This is a genomic window from Sporomusa sp., assembly GCF_035561155.1.
In the GTDB taxonomy this organism is placed as follows: Bacteria; Bacillota; Negativicutes; order Sporomusales; family Sporomusaceae; genus Sporomusa.
Genome location: NZ_DATMYD010000160.1, coordinates 1 through 24071, shown reverse-complemented (window position 1 = coordinate 24071; position 24071 = coordinate 1). Strand labels below are relative to the sequence as shown.

Below are 24071 nucleotides of genomic sequence, written 5' to 3'. Positions count from 1 at the left end.
GAGGTAGTTGCAAATGCGTGTCACAAATAATATGATAACATATAATTTTTTAACAAGTTTGAATAAATCGTTGCAACGGCAGAACGAAATCCAGGAAAAACTTGCTGATGGCAAACAACTACACCGGCCGTCTGACGATCCTGTTAAAACCATTCGCAGCCTGAGGGCTAACGTCAGTTTGGTTGAGAATGAGCAATATTCCCAGCATCTTAGTGATGCTGTATCCTGGATGGATAATACCGATGGTGCCATGAGTAGTTTAAGTTCGATTGTTACCAGATTTAAAGAGTTGACTATCAGCGCTGATGGTACAAAGCCTGCTGCTGCCTATGAGGCCATTGCAGCCGAGATGGATGGTTTGATAAATCAAGCCATAGTTGTTGGTAATTCCAAAATAGGTGACCGGTATTTATTCTCTGGTCAGCAGGATAAGACTCAGCCGTTTGTTAGAAATGGTAATACGGTCACCTATCAAGGGGACAATAATAAGATATCCATGCAAATCAAGCCTGGCGTAACGACGCCAACCCAGGATAGCGTAAATTTAACAGGTAAAGATATATTTGGTGACAACAATGAGATGCTGCAACATATGATTGATATTAAAAATCAGCTTCAAACTGGATCACCTGACTTAGACGTTGTCTTAAATACTGGTTTGGCTAATCTGGAGGCAGACCACAACAAGCTACTGGAAGTTTATACTCAGCTTGGCGCCCGGATGTCTTCTTACCAATTGGCTCAATCTATGCTGGAAAACGCAAATGTTGTTATTACCGGCAATGTTGCAGCTAACGATGACCTCAATATACCTAAAGCCATCATTGATTTTAAAACAAGTGAGACCGTTTATAAAAATGCTCTGTCAGTAGGGTCCCGCATCATGCCGCCGTCGCTCGTTGATTTCTTAAAATAATTTTTGGGAGGGATAAATATGATCAGACTTAACATCTCCCAACAATATGCAAAAATCGAAATGACCACCGAGCGTCCATATCTTGGAATAAAAACTACCTCACCTAAAATTAGTATGGAAACCCAGGCAGCAAAACTTGAAATCCGCCAACCGAGGGGCGAATTGGAAATTGATAACAGACCTTTTAGAGCCTCTTATGGGATAAAAGATCATAGCGAATTTTTGCGTGACCGCGCCGAACTCGGACGACAAACTGCCCTGGAAGCAGTGGGGCGCATTGCTGAGGAAGGCGACCGTATGGCTGCAATTGAGTCTGGAGAGGCTGCTATAGCTAATATTGCTGCAGATGCTAACTCACCGCCCGTACCTGAGATTACTTGGGCTCCCCTAGAAAAACCGATTATTCAATATATCGCGCATAAGCCTGAGTTTACTCCCGTGAAAGGAAATCTCACAATCAATATACAGCCTGGTACGGTCGACTATGATTATCGCCCTGGCGAGGTTAACATACGTATGGCTCAATACCCTAGTATTACAATGTGGACAACAGACAGCACAATAGATTTATCCACATAAAGCCTGGAATTTAGTTCTACACATGCTTTCTTAGGAGGATCGTCATGCTTATCCAGTCAACGCGTTTTGGACAAATAGAGATTATAGATAACGAACTTATCCGATTCCCACATGGTATTCCAGGTTTTACCAACGAACATGCTTTTGCCTTTCTTCCGTATCAGCCGGATAGCCCCTTTGCTTTTCTTCAATCAGTAACCGACCCTGACCTTACCTTTGTAATTGTTGAGCCATTTTCTTTCTTTCAAGATTATTCTTTTACACTGGACGAGGAAATCTTATTAGAACTTAAACTGTCTAATGATAATCCACCCCGCATATTCAACATTGTTCGCATACCGGAAAAAATTGATGAAATGACTGCAAATCTCATAGCACCAATTATTGTTAACTGGAAAACCCGCTCTGCCAAACAAATAGTATTGGAAAAGCCAGTTTATACCGTGCGCCACCGTCTCTTCCCTCAAGGATTACCAACAGACCGGCCGGTCGCCAAGGGGGAGGAATAGCATGCTTGCTCTTACTCGGAAGATTGGCGAACGCATTATTGTTGGTGATAATATAATATTTACTGTGGTAGATATTAAAGGTGACAGTGTCCGCCTGGCAATCGAAGCTCCGAAGGAAATAAAGATCTACCGGGGCGAAATTTATGAGGCGATTATAGCTGAGAACAAACAGTCTGCTAGCCCGGTTCATTTGAACAATATGGACATACTGAAAGACATCAGGACCCTCAAATAGGACGCGTCGCGTCCTGTTTTTTATAAAAACCGCTAAAGATTTTTCTCAGTCTTCCGATAATATACATAGAGAAGTAGTAAATTGAGGTGGTTGGTATGGAAATAAATACAGGCAAAGTTATGGCCTATCCTTCGGTCAGAACAGCAGGTAGTAGCCCGGCAGAACAGGCCTCAACTGAAGTTGGATTCAAGTCTGCAGATAACACCAATCTCAGGGATGAAAAAATTAATAAAGAAGATCTGTCAAAAATGACGGGTGAACTTAACAAGTTTATGCAGCTTATAAATGCTGATCTAAAATTTGTTCTGCACGAAAAAACCCAGCGGCTGATTGTACAAGTAGTTGATACCAAAGAACAAAAAGTTTTGAAAGAGTTTCCACCACATGAACTGCTTGATACTATAGCTGGAATTCAAGAATATGTGGGGATTTTACTAGATAAAAAAGTCTAGCAGAACTAAGGAGGGGTTTTAATGGCAACACGCACTTATGGACTAAGTGGATCAGGTTTGGACGTTGACCAATTGGTCAAGGACTTAATGAAAGCGCAGCGCGCTCGTTATGATAGCCTAGTTCAGAAAAAGACGCAAGTGGAATGGAAAAAGGCTGATTATAATACCATGTATACTGGTATTAACGATTTCCGCAATACTGCTTTTAATTATAAAATGAGCAGCACGGTGGCGCCTAAGCAGACGACTTCGTCAAATGAAACAGTAGCTAAGGCAACTGCTGTGGCTGACGCTGCTAACATCAGCCATAGTCTTAATGTTACTCAACTAGCTAAAGGTGTGACTTTGACGAGCGCAGGCTCAGACAACACCACTACAACCGATGACACTATTACTACTGGTGCTGCCAAAGATACTCTTGCTAACCAGTTTACAGGCTTAAACGGCACATTTAAAATAAAAATCACCAATGGCTCATCATCTAAAGAGATATCTGTCGATACCAGCCAGAGTATATACCAGGTTGTTAGTGATATTAACAGTGCGGGTATTAATGTTAGAGCAAGCTATGACACAACGCTTGACCGGTTTTTCCTATCTACTACCAACACTGGTGCTTCAACAACACTTGATTTTACAGGCAGTGACCCTGCAGGAATGAGTTTTTTACAGGATAACCTTAAGCTAAACGTTAATCCGGTTGATAATAAGGGACAAGATGCTAAGTTTACGTTAGATAATGCCATGGTAACTCAGTCCACTAACACTTTTACCATTTCCGGGGTCACCTACAATCTTCAAGGGGAAGGAATAACAACTGTTACCGTCAAGCCCGATAATGACAAAACGATAGCTAATGTTAAAGCTTTTATCGAGGCTTACAATAATACCTTAAGCAAAATCAACTCCGAACTTACTGAAGATCGTTACAAAGCTTATTTGCCACTCACTGCTGATCAAAAGAAAGCTATGAGTGAAGCTGAAGTAACGGCTTGGGAAGCTAAGGCAAAGAGCGGTTCGCTACGCCGCAACCCCACTCTCCAAGATGCAGTAATGAAAATGCGAAGTGCGGTTTACAGTCCAGTTTCGGGCCTAACCGGGAAATATACCAGCCTCTCAAATCTTGGTATAACTACAGGCGATTATTCCGAGAACGGCAAGCTGCACCTCGATGATGATACTAAGCTTAAAAAAGCGCTCGAAGAAGATCCTGACATTATCAACAAGCTGTTTGCTACAAGCGGTGATACCAGCAGCAAACAAGGGATTGCCGTCCGCCTATATGACACTCTTAAAACAACTATGGACAAAATTGGGGTGGAAGCTGGCTATTCCGCTGGTATCAGTGGTGATACCAAGAGTACACTGGCTAACTTAATCAGAGATTATGATAAGCAGATGATTACTCTTAATGATCGGATCAATGATACGGAAGACCGCTATTACAATAAATTTAACGCCATGGAAACGGCTTTAAGTAAGTTAACCCAACAAAGCAGCTGGCTGAGCTCGCAGTTAGGCTAGTCAGTTTGCTATTCCCATGCATTTTGAGGAGGATTTATACATGAATGCTGCCAATATGGCTAATACCTATAAACATCAGCAGATTATGACCGCATCGTCTGAAGAACTAACCCTAATGCTCTACAATGGGGCTCTCCGGTTTATTGCTGAAAGCATGCAGGCTATTGACCATGGCAATATGGAAAAAGCCCATAACTCAAATTTACGGGCTCAGGCCATCGTACGCGAATTTATGGCGACTTTAGACATGCAATATGAAATTTCTCAAGGCTATAACAAGCTTTATGACTATATTGAGTATCGCCTGATTCAGGCCAATCTAAAAAAGGACAAATCGCAGTTAGAAGAAGCTAAAAACGTGCTCCAAGAGTTGCGGGATACCTGGGTGCAGGCCATGAAATTGGCAAAGACACAAAGAGCGGTTGCACGGTAATGACGTTAATGCCACAAGGTGGTCGGTCAGCCAGTCAACTTTGGCAGGAATATGCCTTTTTGACCCGGGAAATGGCCAAAATGCTATTGAAACAAGACTTGGAGCTGTTTTTAGAGCTAATGGATCAGCGGGACACGATTCAGGTCGCTATTACAGCTTTGCCGGAAGATGTTTTCAAAACATCTATGGAAGGCCGTGATTTGCTTTCGACAATAGAAACCCAAAACAAAACAATTGCGGGTGCTTTGCAACGTCTATACAACAATAGTAAGCAACGCCACCAGGTGGTAAATGCTTATGACAACTTGGGTACAGGTTATACAGGTATTAGAGTCAATCGTCAAAGTTAACCCGACAGTAGTATAGTTGATAAACAAACCGGGCGTTTAGTCCGGTTTTAGTTTGCGTTCCGAACACTTTTCCTGGGATACACATTGATTGCAGTTAAAATTATTATGATTAGACCAAAATTCAAGATATTAAGAGGATTTGCGATTAAGAGAGTTGCTAATTTTACATATCGACAAATTATGAGCTTAAGTTGTGAGTTGATCTATCCGATAATATAATAGAACAAGCTTAGCAGCCTAATAACCTAAACCGGCCGGATAGGGGAACTGCTGCTAAACTAAAATCAACTGGGCATGGACGCCTGGTATGAAAATCAAGGAGGAGAAAATACTATGATTATTAACCACAATATGTCCGCTATCAACACCCTGCGTCAAATGGAAACCAATCAAAAGGCCACTTCTGGTTCGTTAGAGAAACTGTCTTCCGGTCTTCGCATCAACAAAGCTGGTGATGATGCTGCAGGTTTGGCAATCTCCGAAAAAATGCGCGGTCAGATCCGTGGTTTGGATCAAGCTTCCCGTAATGCTCAAGACTCCATCTCTATGATCCAAACAGCAGAGGGTGGTCTGAATGAGACTCAAAGCATTCTTCAGCGGATGCGTGAGCTTGCTGTTCAAGCTTCGACTGATACCAATACAACTACTGACAGAAGTGCCCTGCAAGATGAAATGAAGCAACTGACTAACGAGATTGACCGGATTGCCAACACCACGGAGTTCAACACCAAGAAACTGTTGAATGGCGATCTGAAAGGCCCTAATAACCAAATCAACGGTTCAGGCGCTCTTGAGTCTACTTTTGGTAATGGCTCTGTAAAACTGAGCAATATCCAAAATGTTTCTAAGAATACTTTAACTGATGTCATTTACATCAATATTGTTAGTTCGTCCAAGGTTTCAGCAAGTGGTATATCTGCAGCTAAAATATCAACTTCTACTGTTCTTGGCAACATTACTAAAATATCAATAGCTGGTGGCCAAGTTAGAATTAGTACAAATAACATTACTGGTGGCCAAACCACTCTTACTATCAAACTAACTCAGGATAAGAGCATTCGGGCTGGCGATACCATTACGATTTCAATTCAAAAAGGCGCTCTTGCCAACAATGGCAATAATGCAGCGGTTGCACAGATAGGCGCTAACGCAGGCCAAGTGCTGAAAATTGGCGTTAACGCTATGGATTCCACTTCTATTGGCGTTCGGGATACCAAGGGCAATGCATTGGATCTTACCACTCAGAAAAATGCTGACGGCGCTATTTACCTGGTAAATAACGCTATTGAAAAAGTATCCACCGAGCGTTCTAAACTGGGAGCACTCCAAAACAGATTAGAACACACCATTAACAACCTCGGTACTTCTTCCGAAAACGTGACTGCTGCTGAGTCCCGTATTCGTGACGTAGACCTGGCTAAAGAAATGACCACCTTCCAGAAGAGCAACATCCTTAACCAGGCTGCCCAAGCCATGTTGGCGCAAGCTAACCAACAGCCGCAAGGCGTTCTCCAGTTACTTCGGTAATTTACTGATTCGCATACGATTGATAAAATGGCTGATCTTAACCGGTCAGCCATTTTATACTATTAGCCACAGATTGTGAAAAATGCTTTTTCATTTCTTATTTCAAAAGGTTTTGTTTGCCAACTCAACTTTAGCGTACGAAGGTTTTTGACATGAGAAATGGCGTGGGAAGATTTCCATGACAGTAAAAAAGGAGTAATTTATGACTAACGAAATACTGCAAAAAAATCTTGAGACAATCGCAAAATATACCCATTTTATATTAAATGAACTACTTCAGTTGGATTTTTCGCAAGTAGATGGCGGTGTTGCTGAAGAATTTGCTAGTAATGGCAGCCGTGACATATATTTCTGTCATGATGAAAAGAAATATTTGCTGCACAGCAGTTATGACCCGATTGCGGAAGTCAATAGGATTGTACACGCTGTAAATAAAACCAAAGATTATTTATTCATTGTGTTCGGTATGGGGCTTGGATTTCATTTGTTGGAACTGAAGAACAAAATATCTCAGGATACCAAAGTAGTTATTATTGAGCATAATATAGATGTTGTAAAGTATGTGTTAACACATTTTGACTTATCAGATATTTTCAAGAGCGGTCAGTTTGTATTGCTTTTTGGTGATGAGCAGCAGATTGGTAAAATGGCCTTATATTTGCCGGCACTTAATTTTTATAATTTAGTACATAACATTCAAGTATTTACGTTGCCTAATTATTACGTTTATGGAAATCAAAACATGAGTGCTTTACAGAATATATCGAAAACACTGCTCAATACGGTCATATCTTTTGGCAATGCGTTGGATGATCAGTTTGTCGGGTTTGCCAATATGTGCCACAACACTGACGCAATTCTGAAAAGCAATTCCGTTGAGGAGATAAAAGGAAAATACAAAAATGTTCCAGCCATCATTGTAGCTGCTGGGCCGTCGCTGGATAAAAACATCCAGTACTTGAAAGAGGCTAATGGCAAAGCGCTGATAATTGCCTGTGATGCCAGTATGAGGGCATGTGAAAAGCATGGTGTGCAACCTGATGCCATAGCCAGTATTGAACGGGATGAACCTACCTATACCTTTTATTACAAAGATAGAAAATTTTCCAAGGACCTGGTATTATTATCGCCTGGCTCGATTTGGCCTAATATTTACGAAGAGTTTGAGGGAAAAACAGTTATCATGTCGCGCAATAATATGGGTTTTGAGCAAATGTGGCTATCAAACTTTGAACATTTCAAGTTTGTCGGGCTTGGTCATTCTTGCGCGACAGTGGCCTTTGCGGCAGCCAGGGAAGCAGGCTGCAATCCAATCATTCTCGTTGGTCAGGATTTGGCTTACACCAGCGGCAAAAAGCATAGTGACCTGACACATACGGAGTACGAAGGCGAAAACAATGACCGTGATTCCACGGAAGGCGTTTATCTGGAAGACCACGAAGGCAATTTACTTAAATCCCATATGGTTTATAAAATTTTTAAAGAATGGTACGAAATGCAGATTCTGAGCAATCGTACTTTGCAGGTCATCAATGCTACCGAGGGTGGCGCTTATATTAAAGGTACTACGCTTATGACACTAAAGGAGGCTATTTCAAGTTACTGCCAAACACCAGTGAATAAGCAACTAGTGGAATATTTGCCAGAAAGAATTGAAAGCGCGAGCACTAGGCTTGAGAAATATGAACAATTAATTAAGACTCTTAGTGTTGATTTGAATTTGTTAAAAAAAATCCAGAAATCAGCATTGAGTCACATGAACATGCTGATTAAGCTGGAAAAAACTATCTCTCAGGATTGCAGTGAAAAAAAATTGGAAACAATTGTTCTAAAAATGCAGCATGGTAATAAGATTATTCGAAATATCGTTACAGCTGACTCTATTGAAGCCTACTTTGCCCCAATTATTGTGCCCACCATTATGCAGGTAAAAAAGCTCGGAAATGAGTTAACTGTAGAAAATGTACTGAAAAATCGCTTGTTGCAGCATAACTTGATGTTCATGATTGTCAATAGTACAGACTTGATAATTCAAGAGTACAGCAACGCTAAAGCTATATTAGAAAAGAAACGGGAACAGATAATCGCCGTATAGGAGGGGCCATCTTGCATCATCCGTTTTTAGCTGCTAATAGAGTTTACTTACGTCGCCTGGAAAAGGAAGATCTTGAAGGAAACTACTTTCAGTGGCTTAATAACCAAAGTATAACGAAATGGATGCGGCATGGGATTTTTCCCAATAGCCAAGAGTCAATGAAGGCTTTCTATGATAGTCAGGCTATAAGTAAAACCGATGTTGTTTTTGCAATCGTATTGAAAGACAAAGACAGGCATATCGGTAATATCGGTCTGCATTCTATCAACTATATGTTTCGTTCTGCCGAGGTAGGCATTATTATTGGTGAAACTGACTGCTGGGGAAAAGGATATGCTGCTGAAGCCATCTCCTTACTTGCTGGTCATTGTTTTAACCGGTTAAACTTGAATCGTCTGGCAGCAGGCGCTGTTGATCAGAATATTGGTTCAATTCGAGCTTTTGAAAAGGCCGGATTTAGTAGAGAAGGGATTTCGCGTCAGGCCTACTTTTGCGAAGGACAGTATCATGACTGTGTGAATCTAAGTTTATTGTATAGTGAGTGGTTGGAAAAAGATCATGGTTCAATATAGAGCGGCAGTAATTGGTTTAGGGCAGATTGGCTTGACTTATGATCTGGATCCCAAGCGGGAGCGCCCTTCTTCACACGCATTAGCTTATGATCTTCATCCGCAAATTGAATTGGTTGCTGCAGCCGATGTAAGTAAGGAGCAGGGTGCGGTTCTGCACCGCCTTGTACCAGAAGTTAGATTTTATCAGAGTCTGCCTGAACTTCTACAAAATCACGTGCCTGATATTATCAGTATCTGCACCCCGCCTGTTCACCATTTACCTGCCATCCAATATGTTTTGCGTAACACAGCTGTCAGAATTATCTTTTGCGAAAAACCCCTGGTGCGTTCACTGGAAGAAGTAGCTATATTAAAACAAGCGCTTGAGGGTTCACATTGCCTACTTGTGCCGAATCTTTCCCGCCGCTGGAATAGTGGGATGCAGCGAGTAAAAGCCGAGGCTGTAAGTGGCAAATACGGCGAGCTTCAGAAAATACATGTCAGATACACCAGAGGTATTTTTAATACAGGCGCACATATATTTGATTTATTACAATGGTGGGCTGGACATATAGACCAAGTACAAGTCATTGACAGAGTTGATACGTCGGCTGATTCTGACAATGATCCTTCTTTTACATTCGTCTTCAAAATCGGCGACACAATAAATGGTTTTGCCGAGGCATTTAATGATAAACAATATTATATGTTCGAAATTGATCTTTATTTTTCACAAGGCAGGATTACAATCCGTAATAGTGGTGATGAAGTGTCATACTATTGCGTAGGAGAACATCATCTATTTTCTGGATTTAATAACCTGAAATTAGACCGGCAGGAAAGTAAGCTTTTAGCGGACGCAAATTTAGCCAATGCAGTTGGCAATCTTGTTAACGTGCTAGCTGGTATTGCGAAGCCTCGTTGTACGATTGATGATAGTATATATCCCTTATATGTAGCACAAGCATTATTACGGTCACATAACAATAATTTTTCCCAAGAAGGGGTTGGACGGTAATGAGTAAACTGGCTTTATTAGGGGGGACTCCGGTTAGGGATGCAGCGATTCCCTGGACTAACACTATGGGGGAAGAGGAAAAAGCTGCCGTCATTAAGGTTATGGAGTCTGGTAACCTTTCTGCATTTTTAGGACGGGCAGGCGATGCCTTCTTAGGAGGCCCCAAGGTAAGAGAAATTGAGCAGGATTTTGCAGAAAGATTTGGCGCAAAACATGGCATATCTGTTAACTCTGCAACTACTGCATTACATACGGCTATTGCTGCTTGTGAAATTGGACCTGGCGATGAAGTGCTGGTTACACCATATACAATGGCTGCTACGGCCACTGCCATTTTGATGAATAATGCTGTGCCGGTTTTTGTAGATATTTGCTCAGAAACCTATAATTTAAATCCTGACGAGATCGAAAAATGGCTAACTCCCCGGACAAAAGCCATCCTTGTGACCAACTTGTTTGGGCTACCGGGGAATTTGCCGGAAATCGTGAGGATTGCCAGAAAGCACGGCTTATATGTAATCGAGGATAATGCACAATCGCCTGGCGCTACCATCAATGGCAAGCAGGCAGGGACATTCGGCGATTTAGGCATCTTCAGTCTTAATTACCATAAGGTCATTCATAGCGGCGAAGGCGGCATAATTTTAACCGATAATGAAAAGCTGGCCTATCGTTGCCAATTGATTCGTAATCATGGTGAAGTGGCAGTAGATGATCTTAATGATGAGGATACAGTGGTCTTGGGGTCTAACTATCGAATGACCGAGTTGCACGCAGCGATCGGTATTGAACAGCTAAAGAAATTGGATGGCTTTCTAAAGACACGTCGGGCTTTGGCCGATCAGCTGACTGTTGGTTTGAAAAATTATAGCGGCTTGAAAGGTGTCACTGTACCTGAAGGCTATGAACATTCCTACTATGTATATCCTATTCAATTTGATAAAACTGTTTGGGGTATCAAGCGGGCCACATTTGCCGCAGCCATGAAAGCCGAAGGATTCCCGTTAGGAGAAGGTTATGTTAAACCGCTCTATTTACTAAAAATATTTCAACATAAAAAGGTTTACAACCAGACGCAATATCCCTTTTCACTAATCGACAACCCAGTCCAAAATTACCAAAAGGGTATTTGCCCGGTTGTAGAAAATATGTACGAAGAAAGGCTCTTGATAGCCGATGTATGCAGGGTACCTTATCGCGAGCAGGATATTGATGATTTCCTGGCAGCGGTGGAAAAGGTATGGCAATCACGCAAAGAGCTTCATGAATATGAAAAAAATAGTTTTTCTGGCTCATGACCCAGGCGGGTATGATGTAACTCTTCCAGTTGCCCAAAGCTTCGAGCACGACGGTATTCCTAGTGAATGCTATTGTACAGGCCCTGCCGCAAAACTAAATCCTTTGCAGGGTATATCGGCAAAGGAGGTTCTGCAAGCAATACAATGCTTGCTTGACAGTAGAAAGATAGCTGGACTTATAACCGGCACAAGCTGGGGAAGTTCGGTGGAATTGCAGGCAATAGGTGCCTGTAAGCAAGCCGGAATACCTACTGTTGCGATTTTGGACTATTGGTCAAATTACCAAACTCGATTTGTCAGCCCGGCTGGAGAGGTCATTTATCCGGATTACTACATTGTGATGGATGAGCTGGCTAAAGCAGAAGCAGTTCAGGTTGGTGTACCACCGACGATTATAAAGGCGCTGGGCCACCCGGGGCTGGATAAGTATATAGCTTGTCAAAGATCCGTACGTTGTTTGAACGAGAAGCTAAAGAAGGTATTATTTCTTTCCCAACCCTTATCGGTTCTGTATGGCGAGTCATTAGGCTATAGCGAGCATCAGGCATTAGCCGACTGCAGCATGGTGGTTGCCAACCTGGATAACTGTATCTTACACGTTAAATTTCATCCCAAGGATGATGCTAGCTTCCAACAGCGTTATGTTGAGTTGGCGGTGGCAGGAAATTTGCTTGACATTATGCCTGAGTACGATTTAATTATCGGTATGTCTACTATGGGTTTATTACATGCCGTTCTTATGGGTATTCCGGCAATAAGCTACCAGCCTAATCTGCGGAGGCAAGACTTGTGCATTACAAATAAGCTGGGCTTAACTAAGCGAGCAGACTCACCTCAAGAGCTGCAGTTGCTGCTGTCTGCAAAAATGGGTGGCCAAGTTATTAATAATAGTAGTCAGTTGTCACAAAGGCTAATCTGGCTTGACGGGCGGTCGACTGAACGGGTTGCCAGATTTATTAGGGAGGTATTTAAGTGAAGTTTAATGCTATAGTAGCGACCCGGATGACGTCTTCTCGACTGCCGGGGAAAGTATTAATGGATTTAGCTGGGCAACCAGCTTTAGTTCGCTTAATAGAAAGACTCAGAAGATCAAAATACCTAAATGATATTGTCATTGCTACGACCATCAACCCGATTGATGATGTAGTAATGGCAACAGCTAAAGCACAGGGAGTCAAGTACTACCGGGGCAGTGAGGAAGACGTGCTGCTGCGAACCGTCGAAGCAGCAGAAGCTACAGCTACTGATTTTATTGTTCAGATTACTAGCGATTGTCCTCTTATAGATCATGAAACAATTGACCGGGTCATTGAGAGGATGCTGGAGCATCCATATCTTGATTATGTGGCAACGCAATTGGTTCGAACATACCCATTAGGTTTTAGTGTGGAAGTTTTTCGGACCGCAGCTTTACGCCAGGTTGAGCAGACAATCACTGATGCAGCTGTCCGTGAGCATGTGTCTTTATACTTTTATGAGCATCCTGAACTATATCATTTGTCAAATGTGGAAGCACCACGTTTTGTGCGCCATCCTGAATACCGTCTAACCCTTGATACCGAAGATGATTACCGGCTAATCAGGAGTGTATATGAGGCGCTGTATCCTGTTAAGCCGGCGTTCGATTTATATGATATTACCCGTTATTTGGAGCAAAATTCCCAGATAGCGTCTACGAACAGTCATATAGCACAGAAGAAAGCTAGATAGATAGGTGGTAAAATTTGAACTTTTTTGCAGGACAAAAGATTTTAATTATCGGAGGGACAGGGACAATTGGCCAGAGTTTACTCAGATATATATTAAACGAAAATCCGGAAGTTGCCCGGGTTTTTAGCCGTGATGAACATAAACAGTTCGAATTGCGGGAAAAAATGGGTCACTACCAAAATATCCGTTATCTGATTGGCGATATCCGGGATTGTGACCGCGTCGAACGCGCGATGCAGGATATTGATTATGTATTCCATGTGGCTGCTATGAAACATGTTCCGGCTTGTGAGTACAATCCGTATGAAGCGGTAAAAACTAATGTTATTGGCACCCAGAATATTATTAAGGCTGCACTTAATACCGGAGTAAAGAAGGTTATTTTCACCAGTACGGATAAAGCCATTGCGCCTACCAATACATATGGGGCCTCAAAGCTTATGGCCGAACGCTTGATTGCCTCGGCGCAGTATAATAGTGGTAATAATAAAACAATATTCGCTGCTGTCCGTTTTGGTAATGTCATGGGGTCTCGCGGTTCGGTAATTCCCTTGTTTAAATCGCAGATTGCGGAAAAGAGAAAGATAACTGTTACTGATCTTACGATGAGCCGGTTTATGATGACTTTGCGACAAGCGACAGATTTGACGATTAAAGCTATGCAGAAAGCTCAGGGCGGCGAAATATTTGTTCTAAAAATGCCTGTGATCTGTTTGAAAGATTTAGCCGAAGTTATTATTAAAAAAACTACCGAAAAGCTAAATATTAATGCAGACGATATTGAGATACAAGAAGTTGGTCTGCGTCCCGGTGAAAAGATGTTTGAAGAATTGATGACAATCGAAGAGGCCAAGGATGCCTATGAACTGCCTGATATGTTTGTTATTCCAAATATGTTTCTACAAAGAGAACTATCCTATCCTGGTGCTAAAAAGGCCATTCAAAAAAGTTATAGTTCTGATGACGAGGCACCGGTCAGTCGCCAGGAACTTCTGGCAATGTTGCAAGAAAATGGACTTATATAATTGTATTTACTTTTCTGGAGTTTAGCCGCGTAAAAGGGGCGGTTGACGAACCGCCCTATTTTGTTTAAATAGGGGTATGAGCATGCAGATTAAAATATTGGATAAGGTTTATGAATGCGAAAATCAAATTGCTGCGGTTGGAACGATATTTGATCAGGTCCAGCAACTATTGACTCAGTCTAATACTAGTCTTAGCAGTTTTGAAATAGACGGTGTGGAACTATATTCCGATTATGATCAATACATAATTGAGCATATTGAAAATATCAAAATAATCGTTATAAATGTTAAAACTCTGAAGGAATTAATGGATGATACCCTTAATTCAATTCAAGAATACATAATTAGGGCAATTCCCGAGATAGATAAAATGGTGGATGAATTTTATCAGGGAGTCAGCCAAAACACCTGGGATAAATTTTCCCAATTGCTGGAGGGCTTACAGTTTATTATCAACAGTCTAAATACTATTGGTGATAATCAGGATTGGTATTACAATGCCTCCCAGTTTGAACTTGTGAAGCAAAATCTCTTGCGGCAAATTATTATGCTGCAACAGGCTATGGAAAGTCAAGACCGTGTTAAATTAAGTGATGCTCTTCTTTATGAAATTATTCCTTCGTTCAAGGCATTAGCTAAAGAGATATCTATAAATATCGAATACGGACAAGTACAATAATGAAGGTGAATATGGGTGAAAACAGCAGCAATTATTCAGGCGAGAATGGGTTCAACCCGACTGTCGGGAAAAATTCTAAAAACCTTGATGGGAAAAACTGTCCTACAGCATGTGATTGAGCGGGTCCAGCAGGCTAACAGTATTGATGAGATAGTTATCGCCACTACGACACTGGGGCAAGATGATGCAGTGGCTAATGAAGCCGTTAAATGCGGTGTTAAGTATTTTAGAGGCAGTGAAGACGATGTTTTAGCCCGCTATTATTTAGCAGCTAAAGATAATAATGTAGATATAGTGGTGCGGATTACGTCTGATTGCCCATTAATTGATCCATTAGTAACCGATGAAATTGTTGATTTTTTTAAGGCTAAAAAAGTATATGATATAGTGACTAACGCGGGGAGTGACTTAAGTAAACGAACTTATCCCAGAGGCCTGGATACAGAGGTTTTTTCTTTTACTATACTAGAAAAAGCATTTATGCAAGCAGATGAGCAGTATCACCGCGAGCATGTTACTCCATATATTTATGAAAATGGTTCGATGATATATTTCTACCGAAACGCAGCCGATTATTCTAGGTACAGATGGACTTTAGATACTGAAGAAGATTTTACGCTTATAGAAGAGGTATATCGCCATTTCTATAAAGGTAAACATGACTTTTATCTGCAGGACATCATTAGTTTGTTTGAAGAGAATCCTGATTTAATAAAAATTAACGCCCATATAGAGCAGAAAAAGCTTTAATTACTTCATTTATATAAGAAATGAGGAACCTATGAATAAGGTAATAAATATAAAAGAACGGAATATTGGTACTGGCTATCCCTGTTATATTATCGCAGAAATGTCAGCCAATCATGCTGGGGATATAAATAGAGCCATTGAGATAATTTATGCGGCAAAAGAGAGCGGCGCTGATTGTATCAAACTACAGACTTATACTGCTGATACAATAACCATTAATTGCAGTAATGAATATTTCCAGATAAAACAAGGAACCTGGCAAGGAGAAAACCTTTACCAGTTATATCAAAAAGCCTATACGCCCTGGGAATGGCAGGGAAGATTAAAGGAAGAGGCAGATAAGGTGGGAATCGATTTTTTGTCGACACCTTTTGATAAAACTGCTGTAGACTTTTTGGAAAACCTGGGAGTGGATTTTTTTAAAATCGCTTCTTTTGAGCTTGTTGATATTCCTTTGATAAAATATATTGCTGCAAAAGGCAACCCAATTATTCTGTCGACTGGTATGGGGTCACTAGGGGAAATTGAAGAGGCAGTTAATGCCATTCGTTCCCAGGGGAATGAAAACCTTTGTTTGTTGAAGTGCTCCAGTGCTTATCCTGCTGTTCCTGATGATATGAATCTCAGAACCATTCGACATTTAAAAGATACATTTGGCGTACCGGCAGGTTTATCTGATCATTCGCTGGGGTCCATAGGTGCCGTAGCGGCCGTGGCGATGGGTGCTAACGTAATTGAGAAACACTTTTGTATTAGCAGAAGTATAGAGAATCCAGACGCTTCATTTTCTATGGAACCGCAGGAATTCAGAAGTATGGTTAATGATATACGGGCAGTCGAGAAAGCTATAGGCAAGGTAAGCTACCAATTATCAGAACGTGAGAAAGGTAGTGTCATTTTTCGGAAATCCATTTTTGTAGTAAAAGATATTGCACACGGGGAAGTGTTGACAGAAGAGAATATTCGAGTTATTAGACCCGGATATGGTTTACCTCCGAAATACTACGAAGAAGTTATCGGTAAGAAAGCAATAACAACTATTGAAAAAGGTACGCCTCTAAAGTGGAGTATGTTCGACTGAGTATGTAACTCATTAAACGTTTGCATAGGGGAGGGGCCAAAATGAAAATTTCCGTTGTTGTGGATTCTCCTGACAGTTGGTTTGTGGAACACGGAAAGAGATTATGTGAAATTCTGAGAAAAGACCATGATGTTGAATTTTGTACATCCTTAGATAAAAGGAAAGGTGACATCGCATTTCTGTTGAGTTGTGGGCAAATCGTTACTGCCAAGCAATTGGAATTGCACAAAAGCAACATTGTTATTCATGCGGGAGACTTACCTAAGGAAAAAGGTTGGTCGCCTATGGCCTGGAGAATTTTAAGTGGTGAAAACGAGGTAATTCTTACACTATTCGAAGCTGCTGAAAGAGTAGATAGTGGCAAAATATACATGAAAGACAAAATTGTATTTCGCGGTGACGAATTATTACCCGAGCTAAGAGAAAGATTAACGGAAAAAATTCTGGCCATGGCTGTTAAATATGTTCAACTCTATCCAATGATCGGACTTGAGCAAGAAGGGGAAGATACTTTCTACCGGTTAAGAACCCCTCAGGACAGCGAGTTGGATATTAATAAATCAATTAATGAGCAATTCAATCTAATGAGGATAGCTGATAACGAAAGTTATCCACTATTCTTTTGGAAAGATAATATAAAATATGTATTAAAGATTGATAAAGCATGATGCTAAATATTGCGTTTCGGGTTGATGGCGGAAGAAATGTTGGCATGGGACATATGATGCGTTGCTTGTCTTTAGCCAACGCCTTTCGGCGGAATGGACACAAAATTTGTTTTTTTAGTAAGCTGGATGAGGGTGTAGAAAAAGCGAAACGTGAGAATTATGACGTTATCCGTTTACCTTCTGTAGATCACAAGACAGAAGGCTTTTTTTACGGTAATCCTGCAGATCTGTCAGCCGAGGCAGAAGCAGTTATTGCGTTATTAGCTAACCATCAGATAGATATTTTAGTTGTGGATACTTACAATGTGAGCGGAGAATACTTATTGACGCTCCAGTCGCACGTAAAAAAGTTAGTATATATTGATGATATTAACAAGTTTCTTTATCCGGTAGATATTATTGTAAATGGTAATATTACGGGTGCGTATATGGAATATAGGCAATACCGTGAACAGCAAGTATTGTTGTTAGGCCCTGCGTATAATATGATTCGCGATGAATTCTGTAAAATGCCACCAAGAACAGTTAGCGTACAAGTCGAAGAAATCATGATAACTACAGGTGGGACCGATCCTTATAATTTGACAGGAAGGTTGCTTGCTCTTTTACTGCAACATAAAAAACTTCAAACTTTGCGGTTTAATGTGCTGGTTGGCAGTGGTTTTACCAACAATGAGTATTTAATCAATCTGAGTCAAGAACATAAAAACGTTGTTTTGTATGCCAATTCAGCGGTGGCTAACAATTCACCGAATATCACATATTCTGAGGTATCTGCCATTATGTTGCGGTCTGATTTGGCTATATCGGCCGGGGGAAGCACCTTATACGAATTTGCTGCCTGCGGTACTCCGACTTTGGCATTTGTGTTGGCAGATAATCAGGAATTTATTGTGCATAAGATGGAAGAATTAGGGTATGTGAAGAGTATCGGCTGGTATAACCAGTTGGATGACGGTCAAGTTATTAATGCGTTACTAAACCTGATGAGTGATTATGGAAAGCGCAAAGAGATGAGTCGTAAAGGTCAAAAGCTGGTAGATGGCAAAGGTACAGAACGAATTGTCCGGAGTGTTATTGAAAGCTTTCGGGCTAATTGATAAAGAGAGGATGATCTGGTTGTGAGAGAGACCTATTTACCTTACGGTAGGCAGTGGCTTGATGAGGATGATATCAAGGCTGTAGTCGAAGTACTGAAATCTGATTACCTAACGACCGGACCTAAAATTGCAGAGTTTGAAAAGGCTTTTGCCCAGTATGTTGATGCCAAATTCGCAGTAGCTATATCGAACGGTACAGCGGCGTTGCATGCGGCGTGTTATGCAGCAGGAATCCAAGAGGGTGATGAGGTTATTACCACTCCAATTACTTTTGCAGCCTCTGCTAATGCTGTCCTCTACTGTGGCGGAACTCCGGTATTTGCCGATATTGATGCTGCTACATATAATATCGACCCAAATGAGATTCGTAGGAAGATTACAGACAAGACTAAAGCCATTATTCCTGTGCATTTCGCTGGGCAGCCTTGTGATATGGACGAAATCGGTAAAATAGCTAGCGAATTTAATTTAATGGTAATCGAAGATGCCGCACACGCTGTAGGTGCCGACTATAAGGGCAAGTTGATTGGCGGCATTTCGGATATGACGATATTTAGTTTCCACCCCGTAAAGCATGTTACCACCGGTGAAGGTGGTATGATTACTACTAATAATGAATCGTTGTACAGGAAACTGCTGTTGTTCAGAAGTCATGGTATTACCAGAGATAAAGATATGATGCTTGAAAATCAAGGACCATGGTATTATGAGCAGCTTGAGTTAGGCTATAATTACAGGATGACTGATATACAGGCAGCTTTGGGAGTTAGTCAGCTTAAAAAGGCAGACAAGTTTTTGCAAAGACGTCGCGAGATAGCTGACCTATATACGGAAGCATTCAAAGATACAACTGGTTTGACAGTGCCATTTCAGGAAGATGGCTGTAACTCGAGCTGGCATTTATACGTAATCCAATTAAACCTGGAAAAGCTGAGATGCGACCGCAAAGAAGTTTTTGAAGCTCTGCATAGAGAAAATATTGGCGTAAATGTGCATTATCTTCCAGTATACAAGCATCCTTATTATCAGCAAAACGGCTATCGGGATGTAAAATGCGCCCATAGCGAAAAACTATATGACAGGATGATAAGTCTGCCAATTTTCCCCAAGATGACAAATCAAGATGTACAAGATGTAATACATAGTGTAAAAACCATTCTGGAGAGGAATGAAAAGTAGCATGAAAATATTGGTTACTGGCGGAGCTGGATTTATCGGGCGTTGGGTAGTAAAAAGATTATTAGAAGATGGTCATGATGTTTGGGCTTTGGATGACTTGTCTAACGGGCGACCAGAAAATATTGAAGAGTTCAAGGGACATCCGCGGCTAAAAGAGTTTACCGAGGGTGACATTAAGAATGTAGAGCTGCTTAATAAACTTTTCCTCAACAGTTTTGACATCTGCTATCATTTAGCCGCAAGTATTAATGTACAGGATAGCATCGATGACCCGCGTACTACTTTTGAGAATGACGTAATCGGTACTTTTAATGTTCTGGAACAGTGCAAAAAGACTAATACCAAAATTGTTTTCATGAGCACTTGCATGGTCTATGACCGCGCCAATGACAAAACAGGAATTACCGAAGAACATCCTGTTAAGCCGGCTTCTCCTTATGCAGGTAGTAAAATTGCCGGCGAGAATATGGTTTTGTCATATTGGTATGCCTACGGCTTGCCCGCCGTTGTAGTCCGCCCCTTTAACACCTATGGCCCTTTCCAAAAGACCGGCGGTGAAGGCGGTGTAATTGCTATCTTTATAAAAAATGCTCTGGCAGGTGCGGACCTGGGTATCTACGGAAGTGGTGAACAAACCAGGGATTTCCTTTATGTAGAGGATTGTGCCGCTTTTGTAGTGCAGTGTGGATACAGTGAGGCAGTTAATGGTGAAATTGTTAACGCCGGGCTGGGCAGGGATGTTACGATTAATGATTTGGCGCTTCTCGTTGCAAAGGATCAAAATAGAATAAAACATTTACCACATATCCACCCGCAAAGTGAAATTATGAAATTATTGTGTAATTCTACAAAGGCTAATAAATTGCTGAAGTGGCAGCCAAAAAATGATTTAGAGATGGGTATTGCAAAAACAACAGAGTGGATCAAGAATAATACTAACCTCATATAAATGGGCCACTCAACCCGCCTGAGGCGTCCCGGCTACTATGCGCAGTTTGATAGGTAGTAGCTAGAGCATGAAAAAAGCGGCGTTGCCTGTTTGGTAATGCCGCTTTTTGAATAAATTCATTTATTGCAATGCTGCCAGTCGTTTTTTGGCCAATTCATAATTGCCACATTGTTTATAATAGGTCGTTGCCTCTTTGCTATATCCTAAGATTTCATATATAACGGCAATGTTGTAGTATGCTAAATATGAGTTAACGCCTTTCATCTTGCCTTCTTTCACACCAATGCAATTTAGAAAGCTTTCCACTGCCTTGCTGAAGAGGGCGTTGTTCATATATATTAGTCCCATCAGAAACTTGAAATCAGGAGAGTTTTGGTAATATACGCTATACTGCTCAACTTGAAGTGCCTCGCTATATTTTTCACTGTTTATTAGTGTATAGCCAAAGCTTTCAACAAGATCCTGTACATATTCGTAAGCATAATTTAATGGCAATGTTAAAGCGGTTTGGAAACTATCATATGCTTGCTGGTAATCTTTCGCCATATAGTATGACTTTCCGAGCTGATAATGTAAATACGGATCATCAGGAGCTTCGGTAATTGCCTGCAGCAACATGGTGATATTGCGGGTAAGTTTGTCCTTTTTATTAACGACTTCTTTGGCATAGCCAACATGATCTACAGTGATCCCGACAGGAATGGTTTCATAAGAAGTGCAGCCATTTTTGTCTACTATCTGTTCATGAATCATACCTTCGTAGTGGAAAAAGCGCCTGTTGAATAAACGGCTTATTTTTTCGGTGTTCCAGGCTGGGCCCCATTTATCTTCAATACAATTAATTCGTTTTATTCTTCCTACGGTTAATTCACCGATTTGTGCAAGTGATGCCGAAATATCTTGGTCAAATTCGGTTACTATCTCGTCCGCATCCAGTACTAGAATCCAGTCATTAGATGACTTCGATATCGAAAAATTTCTTGCTCTCGAAAAATCATTACACCAATTAAAGTCGTAAATTTGGCCGGTGAACTGACGTGCGATTTCTTTTGTTTTATCAGTGGAACCTGTATCAACAATAATAACCTCACTAATGTGAGGAATAATCTGTTCCAGACATTTAGGTAGTAACTCTTCCTCATTTTTTACTATCATACATAAGCTTATCCTCATACTATTCCTCCTGGCTTCCTCTTCTTTTTCTTGTTCGATAATAATCTACAAAAACCTTTAATATATTGCATAATCCTAGGAGGAGTTAGAAACATAGTAAGTTAATTTATCTTGTGAATGCTTCAAATAATATTCAATTTCTGTTTATAGTAAGGAGGAATTAATTCTTTATGGCCAATAAAACTCGTAAAGTTCTTCAACCAGAGTATATGAAGAAATTTCACTGTATTGGGGCTAACTGTGAGGATATTTGTTGTGGCGGTTGGCGGATAGTGATCGACAAAGATACTTATCAAAAATATCGCGAGTGTCCAGATAAGGATTTGCGCAAGCAATTGAAGGAACATGTAACTCGCATTCGCACCGATGCTGATGATACCAATTATGCTAAAATTAAGTTGAATCCTGATGATGGAAGCTGCCCGCTTCTTGATGGTGACAAGCTTTGCTCCGTGCAGCGTAAATTTGGTGAAGGGTATTTGTCATTAACTTGCACTGCCTATCCGCGTTTAACCAACATAGTTAACGGTGTGTCCGAAAAGGCATTGACGGTGTCTTGCCCCGAGGCGGCGCGAATAGTTCTGCTCAATCCCGAAGTTATGTCGTTTGACGAAACTGAAGAAGATGCAAGTATTCGCAACGCCATCACTAAAACTATAGAAACAGATGATTTTAGGTTGGCCCATAGCGGGTTACGCCATTTTTGGGAAGTGCGTATCTTTATCATCTCTTTGCTGCAAAATCGTGCCTATAAGCTATGGCAGCGGATGGTTATTCTTGGGTTGTTTTGCCGCAGTTTGGATCAGCTTATCAGCGAAGGTAAATTTCCGGCTATACCCAAGCTCATAGGTACTTATCTTGACCATCTGGACTCGGGTGTATTTCGCGATGAACTCAATAACATTCCCAATGAATTTACTATTCAGATGAAATTAATGAAAGAAGTGGCCGATCAACGTATTTTTTCAGGTAGCGTCAATGAGCACTATTATGAGTGCTTTGCTGAATTTCTTGAGGGTATTCAATACATCAGTGGTACCAAAGTGGAGGATATTGGGAAAAACTATGTTGAAGCCCATGATAAATACTATCACCCATTTATGGATGCTCGAGAGTATATTATGGAAAATTACCTGGTCAATGATGTTTTCTCCAACTTATTCCCTTTTAAAGGGGGTATAAAGGTTTTCGACAACTATGTAATATTTGTGGTTAATTACTCTATGATTAAGATGCTACTTATCGGCATGGCTGGTTTGCATAAAGAAAAATTTAATATAGATCATGTCATTAAGCTTATCCAGTCTTTTGCCAAAGTTATTTCCCACGATGAAAATTTTTTGAAAGGCGTAATAGAATTATTAAAAGATAATAATTTCAATACTATGCCATATATGGCCATTTTACTCAAGAGCTAAATAGCTGAAAAAAGATCACTTTCCAAACCTTCCTAAATAATAAAACAGCTCACAATGGATAATCCGATTGGAGCTGTTTTGTGTTATTAGCCTGCTTTTAGCAGCTGGAAACCTAAGGGTGTGGAAACCTAAGGGGTCAGGCTTGCGTTATTTGAATTATTGACTTATTTATCTTTTCACGGTTACAATATTATTGTAAAAATAAAAAAATTCCATGTAGGTGAGAGGGATTAGTATGGCGAGAAAGCCGAGAATACATTATGAGAAGGCAATATATCACGTAATCGCTAGAGGGAATAATAAGGATAATATATTTTTGGATATCGAAGATAAGTATAAATATCTCGATCTATTAGATAAATATAAACAAAAGTATAATTTTGAGCTATACGCCTACGTACTTATGGATAATCACATTCATTTATTAATTTGTGTAAGTGAGATTCCATTAGCAAAAATAATGCAAGGTGTACAGCAGACGTATACCTTGCATTTTAATAGAAAATATCAACATGTAGGACACGTATTTCAGCAGCGGTATAAGGCATTTCTTTGTAATAATGACTCGTATTTGCTGACGCTAGTGTGTTATATACACCAAAACCCGTGTCGGGCTAATTTACCTGCAAAGATAGGATATACCTGGAGTAGTCATAGGGACTATATGGTCGGTCACGGTAGGGTTGCCAATCCGATATTCGCTTTGCACATGTGGTTTTGTCAACGCAAAAGTTGACCACCTCTGCTAGAGTAAAAGTTGACCGGCCCTTGATTGCCTGTGGTCAATAGACAGATAATTCGGTCTACATGAATAGATCATCACTATCCATTCTTAGTCAACTCACTTGGTTG

The 24071-nt window shown here is 40.7% G+C and carries 26 protein-coding genes; 25 read left to right on the top strand and 1 reads right to left on the bottom strand.

Annotated elements, in window-relative coordinates; all coding sequences use genetic code 11:
* The first annotated feature begins 13 nt into the window (after positions 1 to 13).
* The 23 genes from flgL (at position 14) to VN447_RS22010 (ending at position 20628) form a co-directional block, all read left to right on the top strand.
* Entirely contained in the window at positions 14 to 916 is a 903-nt protein-coding gene (gene flgL / locus VN447_RS22120) for a flagellar hook-associated protein FlgL (protein ID WP_325528432.1), read from the top strand.
* An 18-nt stretch (positions 917 to 934) separates the two neighbouring features.
* Positions 935 to 1495, top strand: a complete 561-nt coding sequence (locus VN447_RS22115; RefSeq protein WP_325528431.1) for a DUF6470 family protein — start codon at positions 935 to 937, stop codon at positions 1493 to 1495.
* Positions 1496 to 1539: 44 nt separating this feature from the next.
* Positions 1540 to 2004, top strand: a complete 465-nt coding sequence (gene fliW / locus VN447_RS22110) for a flagellar assembly protein FliW (RefSeq protein ID WP_325528429.1) — start codon at positions 1540 to 1542, stop codon at positions 2002 to 2004.
* A 1-nt stretch (position 2005) separates the two neighbouring features.
* Positions 2006 to 2239, top strand: coding sequence for a carbon storage regulator CsrA (gene csrA / locus VN447_RS22105; protein WP_325528427.1), 234 nt, complete (start codon positions 2006 to 2008; stop codon positions 2237 to 2239).
* Positions 2240 to 2334: 95 nt separating this feature from the next.
* Entirely contained in the window at positions 2335 to 2691 is a 357-nt protein-coding gene (locus tag VN447_RS22100; protein ID WP_325528425.1) for a flagellar protein FlaG, read from the top strand.
* 21 nt (positions 2692 to 2712) lie between these two features.
* On the top strand, positions 2713 to 4215 hold the full coding sequence (gene fliD, locus VN447_RS22095; protein ID WP_325528423.1) for a flagellar filament capping protein FliD: 1503 nt from the start codon (positions 2713 to 2715) through the stop codon (positions 4213 to 4215).
* Positions 4216 to 4255: 40 nt separating this feature from the next.
* The gene (gene fliS, locus VN447_RS22090) at positions 4256 to 4648 is read left to right on the top strand and encodes a flagellar export chaperone FliS (RefSeq protein ID WP_325528421.1); all 393 of its coding nucleotides are present in this window, start codon (positions 4256 to 4258) and stop codon (positions 4646 to 4648) included.
* Positions 4648 to 4998, top strand: a complete 351-nt coding sequence (locus VN447_RS22085) for a hypothetical protein (RefSeq protein ID WP_325528419.1) — start codon at positions 4648 to 4650, stop codon at positions 4996 to 4998. Before fliS ends, VN447_RS22085 begins: the two co-directional genes overlap by 1 nt.
* Before the next feature lie 333 nt (positions 4999 to 5331).
* Complete coding sequence (locus VN447_RS22080) at positions 5332 to 6525, top strand: flagellin (RefSeq protein WP_325528417.1); 1194 nt, start codon at positions 5332 to 5334, stop codon at positions 6523 to 6525.
* A 202-nt stretch (positions 6526 to 6727) separates the two neighbouring features.
* A complete protein-coding gene (locus VN447_RS22075) occupies positions 6728 to 8620 on the top strand; it encodes a motility associated factor glycosyltransferase family protein (protein ID WP_325528415.1) in 1893 nt (630 codons plus the stop codon).
* A gap of 11 nt (positions 8621 to 8631) precedes the next feature.
* A complete protein-coding gene (locus VN447_RS22070; RefSeq protein ID WP_325528413.1) occupies positions 8632 to 9192 on the top strand; it encodes a GNAT family protein in 561 nt (186 codons plus the stop codon).
* Positions 9179 to 10189: a Gfo/Idh/MocA family oxidoreductase gene (locus VN447_RS22065; protein ID WP_325528411.1), complete on the top strand. Its 1011-nt coding sequence runs from the start codon at positions 9179 to 9181 to the stop codon at positions 10187 to 10189. Before VN447_RS22070 ends, VN447_RS22065 begins: the two co-directional genes overlap by 14 nt.
* Positions 10189 to 11487: a DegT/DnrJ/EryC1/StrS family aminotransferase gene (locus tag VN447_RS22060; RefSeq protein ID WP_325528409.1), complete on the top strand. Its 1299-nt coding sequence runs from the start codon at positions 10189 to 10191 to the stop codon at positions 11485 to 11487. Before VN447_RS22065 ends, VN447_RS22060 begins: the two co-directional genes overlap by 1 nt.
* Positions 11459 to 12463, top strand: a complete 1005-nt coding sequence (locus tag VN447_RS22055) for a hypothetical protein (RefSeq protein WP_325528407.1) — start codon at positions 11459 to 11461, stop codon at positions 12461 to 12463. The genes VN447_RS22060 and VN447_RS22055 overlap by 29 nt, the downstream gene beginning before the upstream one ends.
* On the top strand, positions 12460 to 13197 hold the full coding sequence (locus VN447_RS22050) for a glycosyltransferase family protein (RefSeq protein WP_325528405.1): 738 nt from the start codon (positions 12460 to 12462) through the stop codon (positions 13195 to 13197). Before VN447_RS22055 ends, VN447_RS22050 begins: the two co-directional genes overlap by 4 nt.
* A gap of 14 nt (positions 13198 to 13211) precedes the next feature.
* On the top strand, positions 13212 to 14222 hold the full coding sequence (locus VN447_RS22045; RefSeq protein WP_325528403.1) for a polysaccharide biosynthesis protein: 1011 nt from the start codon (positions 13212 to 13214) through the stop codon (positions 14220 to 14222).
* An 82-nt stretch (positions 14223 to 14304) separates the two neighbouring features.
* Positions 14305 to 14901 (top strand): hypothetical protein, encoded by a 597-nt coding sequence (locus VN447_RS22040; protein WP_325528401.1) that lies wholly within the window; start codon positions 14305 to 14307, stop codon positions 14899 to 14901.
* A gap of 15 nt (positions 14902 to 14916) precedes the next feature.
* A complete protein-coding gene (locus tag VN447_RS22035) occupies positions 14917 to 15651 on the top strand; it encodes a glycosyltransferase family protein (RefSeq protein WP_325528399.1) in 735 nt (244 codons plus the stop codon).
* A gap of 31 nt (positions 15652 to 15682) precedes the next feature.
* Positions 15683 to 16732 carry a pseudaminic acid synthase gene (pseI, locus tag VN447_RS22030; protein ID WP_325528397.1) on the top strand — a complete coding sequence of 350 codons (1050 nt, stop codon included), beginning with the start codon at positions 15683 to 15685 and terminating at the stop codon, positions 16730 to 16732.
* Positions 16733 to 16773: 41 nt separating this feature from the next.
* Positions 16774 to 17400 (top strand): formyltransferase family protein, encoded by a 627-nt coding sequence (locus VN447_RS22025; RefSeq protein ID WP_325528395.1) that lies wholly within the window; start codon positions 16774 to 16776, stop codon positions 17398 to 17400.
* Positions 17397 to 18500, top strand: coding sequence for a UDP-2,4-diacetamido-2,4,6-trideoxy-beta-L-altropyranose hydrolase (gene pseG, locus VN447_RS22020; RefSeq protein WP_325528393.1), 1104 nt, complete (start codon positions 17397 to 17399; stop codon positions 18498 to 18500). Before VN447_RS22025 ends, pseG begins: the two co-directional genes overlap by 4 nt.
* 21 nt (positions 18501 to 18521) lie before the next feature.
* On the top strand, positions 18522 to 19679 hold the full coding sequence (gene pseC, locus VN447_RS22015) for a UDP-4-amino-4,6-dideoxy-N-acetyl-beta-L-altrosamine transaminase (RefSeq protein ID WP_325528392.1): 1158 nt from the start codon (positions 18522 to 18524) through the stop codon (positions 19677 to 19679).
* A gap of 1 nt (position 19680) precedes the next feature.
* Positions 19681 to 20628 carry a dTDP-glucose 4,6-dehydratase gene (locus tag VN447_RS22010; protein ID WP_325528390.1) on the top strand — a complete coding sequence of 316 codons (948 nt, stop codon included), beginning with the start codon at positions 19681 to 19683 and terminating at the stop codon, positions 20626 to 20628.
* 120 nt (positions 20629 to 20748) lie between these two features.
* Here VN447_RS22010 and VN447_RS22005 read toward each other — a convergent pair whose 3' ends face one another.
* Positions 20749 to 21801, bottom strand: a complete 1053-nt coding sequence (locus VN447_RS22005; protein ID WP_325528388.1) for a glycosyltransferase — start codon at positions 21799 to 21801, stop codon at positions 20749 to 20751.
* A gap of 170 nt (positions 21802 to 21971) precedes the next feature.
* Here VN447_RS22005 and fliB point away from each other — a divergent pair, with 170 nt between their 5' ends.
* Positions 21972 to 23219: a flagellin lysine-N-methylase gene (gene fliB, locus VN447_RS22000; RefSeq protein ID WP_325528386.1), complete on the top strand. Its 1248-nt coding sequence runs from the start codon at positions 21972 to 21974 to the stop codon at positions 23217 to 23219.
* A gap of 235 nt (positions 23220 to 23454) precedes the next feature.
* Positions 23455 to 23955 carry a transposase gene (locus tag VN447_RS21995; protein WP_325528384.1) on the top strand — a complete coding sequence of 167 codons (501 nt, stop codon included), beginning with the start codon at positions 23455 to 23457 and terminating at the stop codon, positions 23953 to 23955.
* Positions 23956 to 24071 lie beyond the last annotated feature (116 nt).

Coding starts and splice junctions, on each gene's coding strand:
- flgL (WP_325528432.1), top strand. CDS start 14: ATGCGTGTCACAAATAATATGATAACATATAATTTTTTAACAAGTTTG.
- VN447_RS22115 (WP_325528431.1), top strand. CDS start 935: ATGATCAGACTTAACATCTCCCAACAATATGCAAAAATCGAAATGACC.
- fliW (WP_325528429.1), top strand. CDS start 1,540: ATGCTTATCCAGTCAACGCGTTTTGGACAAATAGAGATTATAGATAAC.
- csrA (WP_325528427.1), top strand. CDS start 2,006: ATGCTTGCTCTTACTCGGAAGATTGGCGAACGCATTATTGTTGGTGAT.
- VN447_RS22100 (WP_325528425.1), top strand. CDS start 2,335: ATGGAAATAAATACAGGCAAAGTTATGGCCTATCCTTCGGTCAGAACA.
- fliD (WP_325528423.1), top strand. CDS start 2,713: ATGGCAACACGCACTTATGGACTAAGTGGATCAGGTTTGGACGTTGAC.
- fliS (WP_325528421.1), top strand. CDS start 4,256: ATGAATGCTGCCAATATGGCTAATACCTATAAACATCAGCAGATTATG.
- VN447_RS22085 (WP_325528419.1), top strand. CDS start 4,648: ATGACGTTAATGCCACAAGGTGGTCGGTCAGCCAGTCAACTTTGGCAG.
- VN447_RS22080 (WP_325528417.1), top strand. CDS start 5,332: ATGATTATTAACCACAATATGTCCGCTATCAACACCCTGCGTCAAATG.
- VN447_RS22075 (WP_325528415.1), top strand. CDS start 6,728: ATGACTAACGAAATACTGCAAAAAAATCTTGAGACAATCGCAAAATAT.
- VN447_RS22065 (WP_325528411.1), top strand. CDS start 9,179: ATGGTTCAATATAGAGCGGCAGTAATTGGTTTAGGGCAGATTGGCTTG.
- VN447_RS22060 (WP_325528409.1), top strand. CDS start 10,189: ATGAGTAAACTGGCTTTATTAGGGGGGACTCCGGTTAGGGATGCAGCG.
- VN447_RS22055 (WP_325528407.1), top strand. CDS start 11,459: ATGAAAAAAATAGTTTTTCTGGCTCATGACCCAGGCGGGTATGATGTA.
- VN447_RS22040 (WP_325528401.1), top strand. CDS start 14,305: ATGCAGATTAAAATATTGGATAAGGTTTATGAATGCGAAAATCAAATT.
- pseI (WP_325528397.1), top strand. CDS start 15,683: ATGAATAAGGTAATAAATATAAAAGAACGGAATATTGGTACTGGCTAT.
- VN447_RS22025 (WP_325528395.1), top strand. CDS start 16,774: ATGAAAATTTCCGTTGTTGTGGATTCTCCTGACAGTTGGTTTGTGGAA.
- pseG (WP_325528393.1), top strand. CDS start 17,397: ATGATGCTAAATATTGCGTTTCGGGTTGATGGCGGAAGAAATGTTGGC.
- VN447_RS22010 (WP_325528390.1), top strand. CDS start 19,681: ATGAAAATATTGGTTACTGGCGGAGCTGGATTTATCGGGCGTTGGGTA.
- VN447_RS22005 (WP_325528388.1), bottom strand. CDS start 21,801: ATGAGGATAAGCTTATGTATGATAGTAAAAAATGAGGAAGAGTTACTA.
- fliB (WP_325528386.1), top strand. CDS start 21,972: ATGGCCAATAAAACTCGTAAAGTTCTTCAACCAGAGTATATGAAGAAA.
- VN447_RS21995 (WP_325528384.1), top strand. CDS start 23,455: ATGGCGAGAAAGCCGAGAATACATTATGAGAAGGCAATATATCACGTA.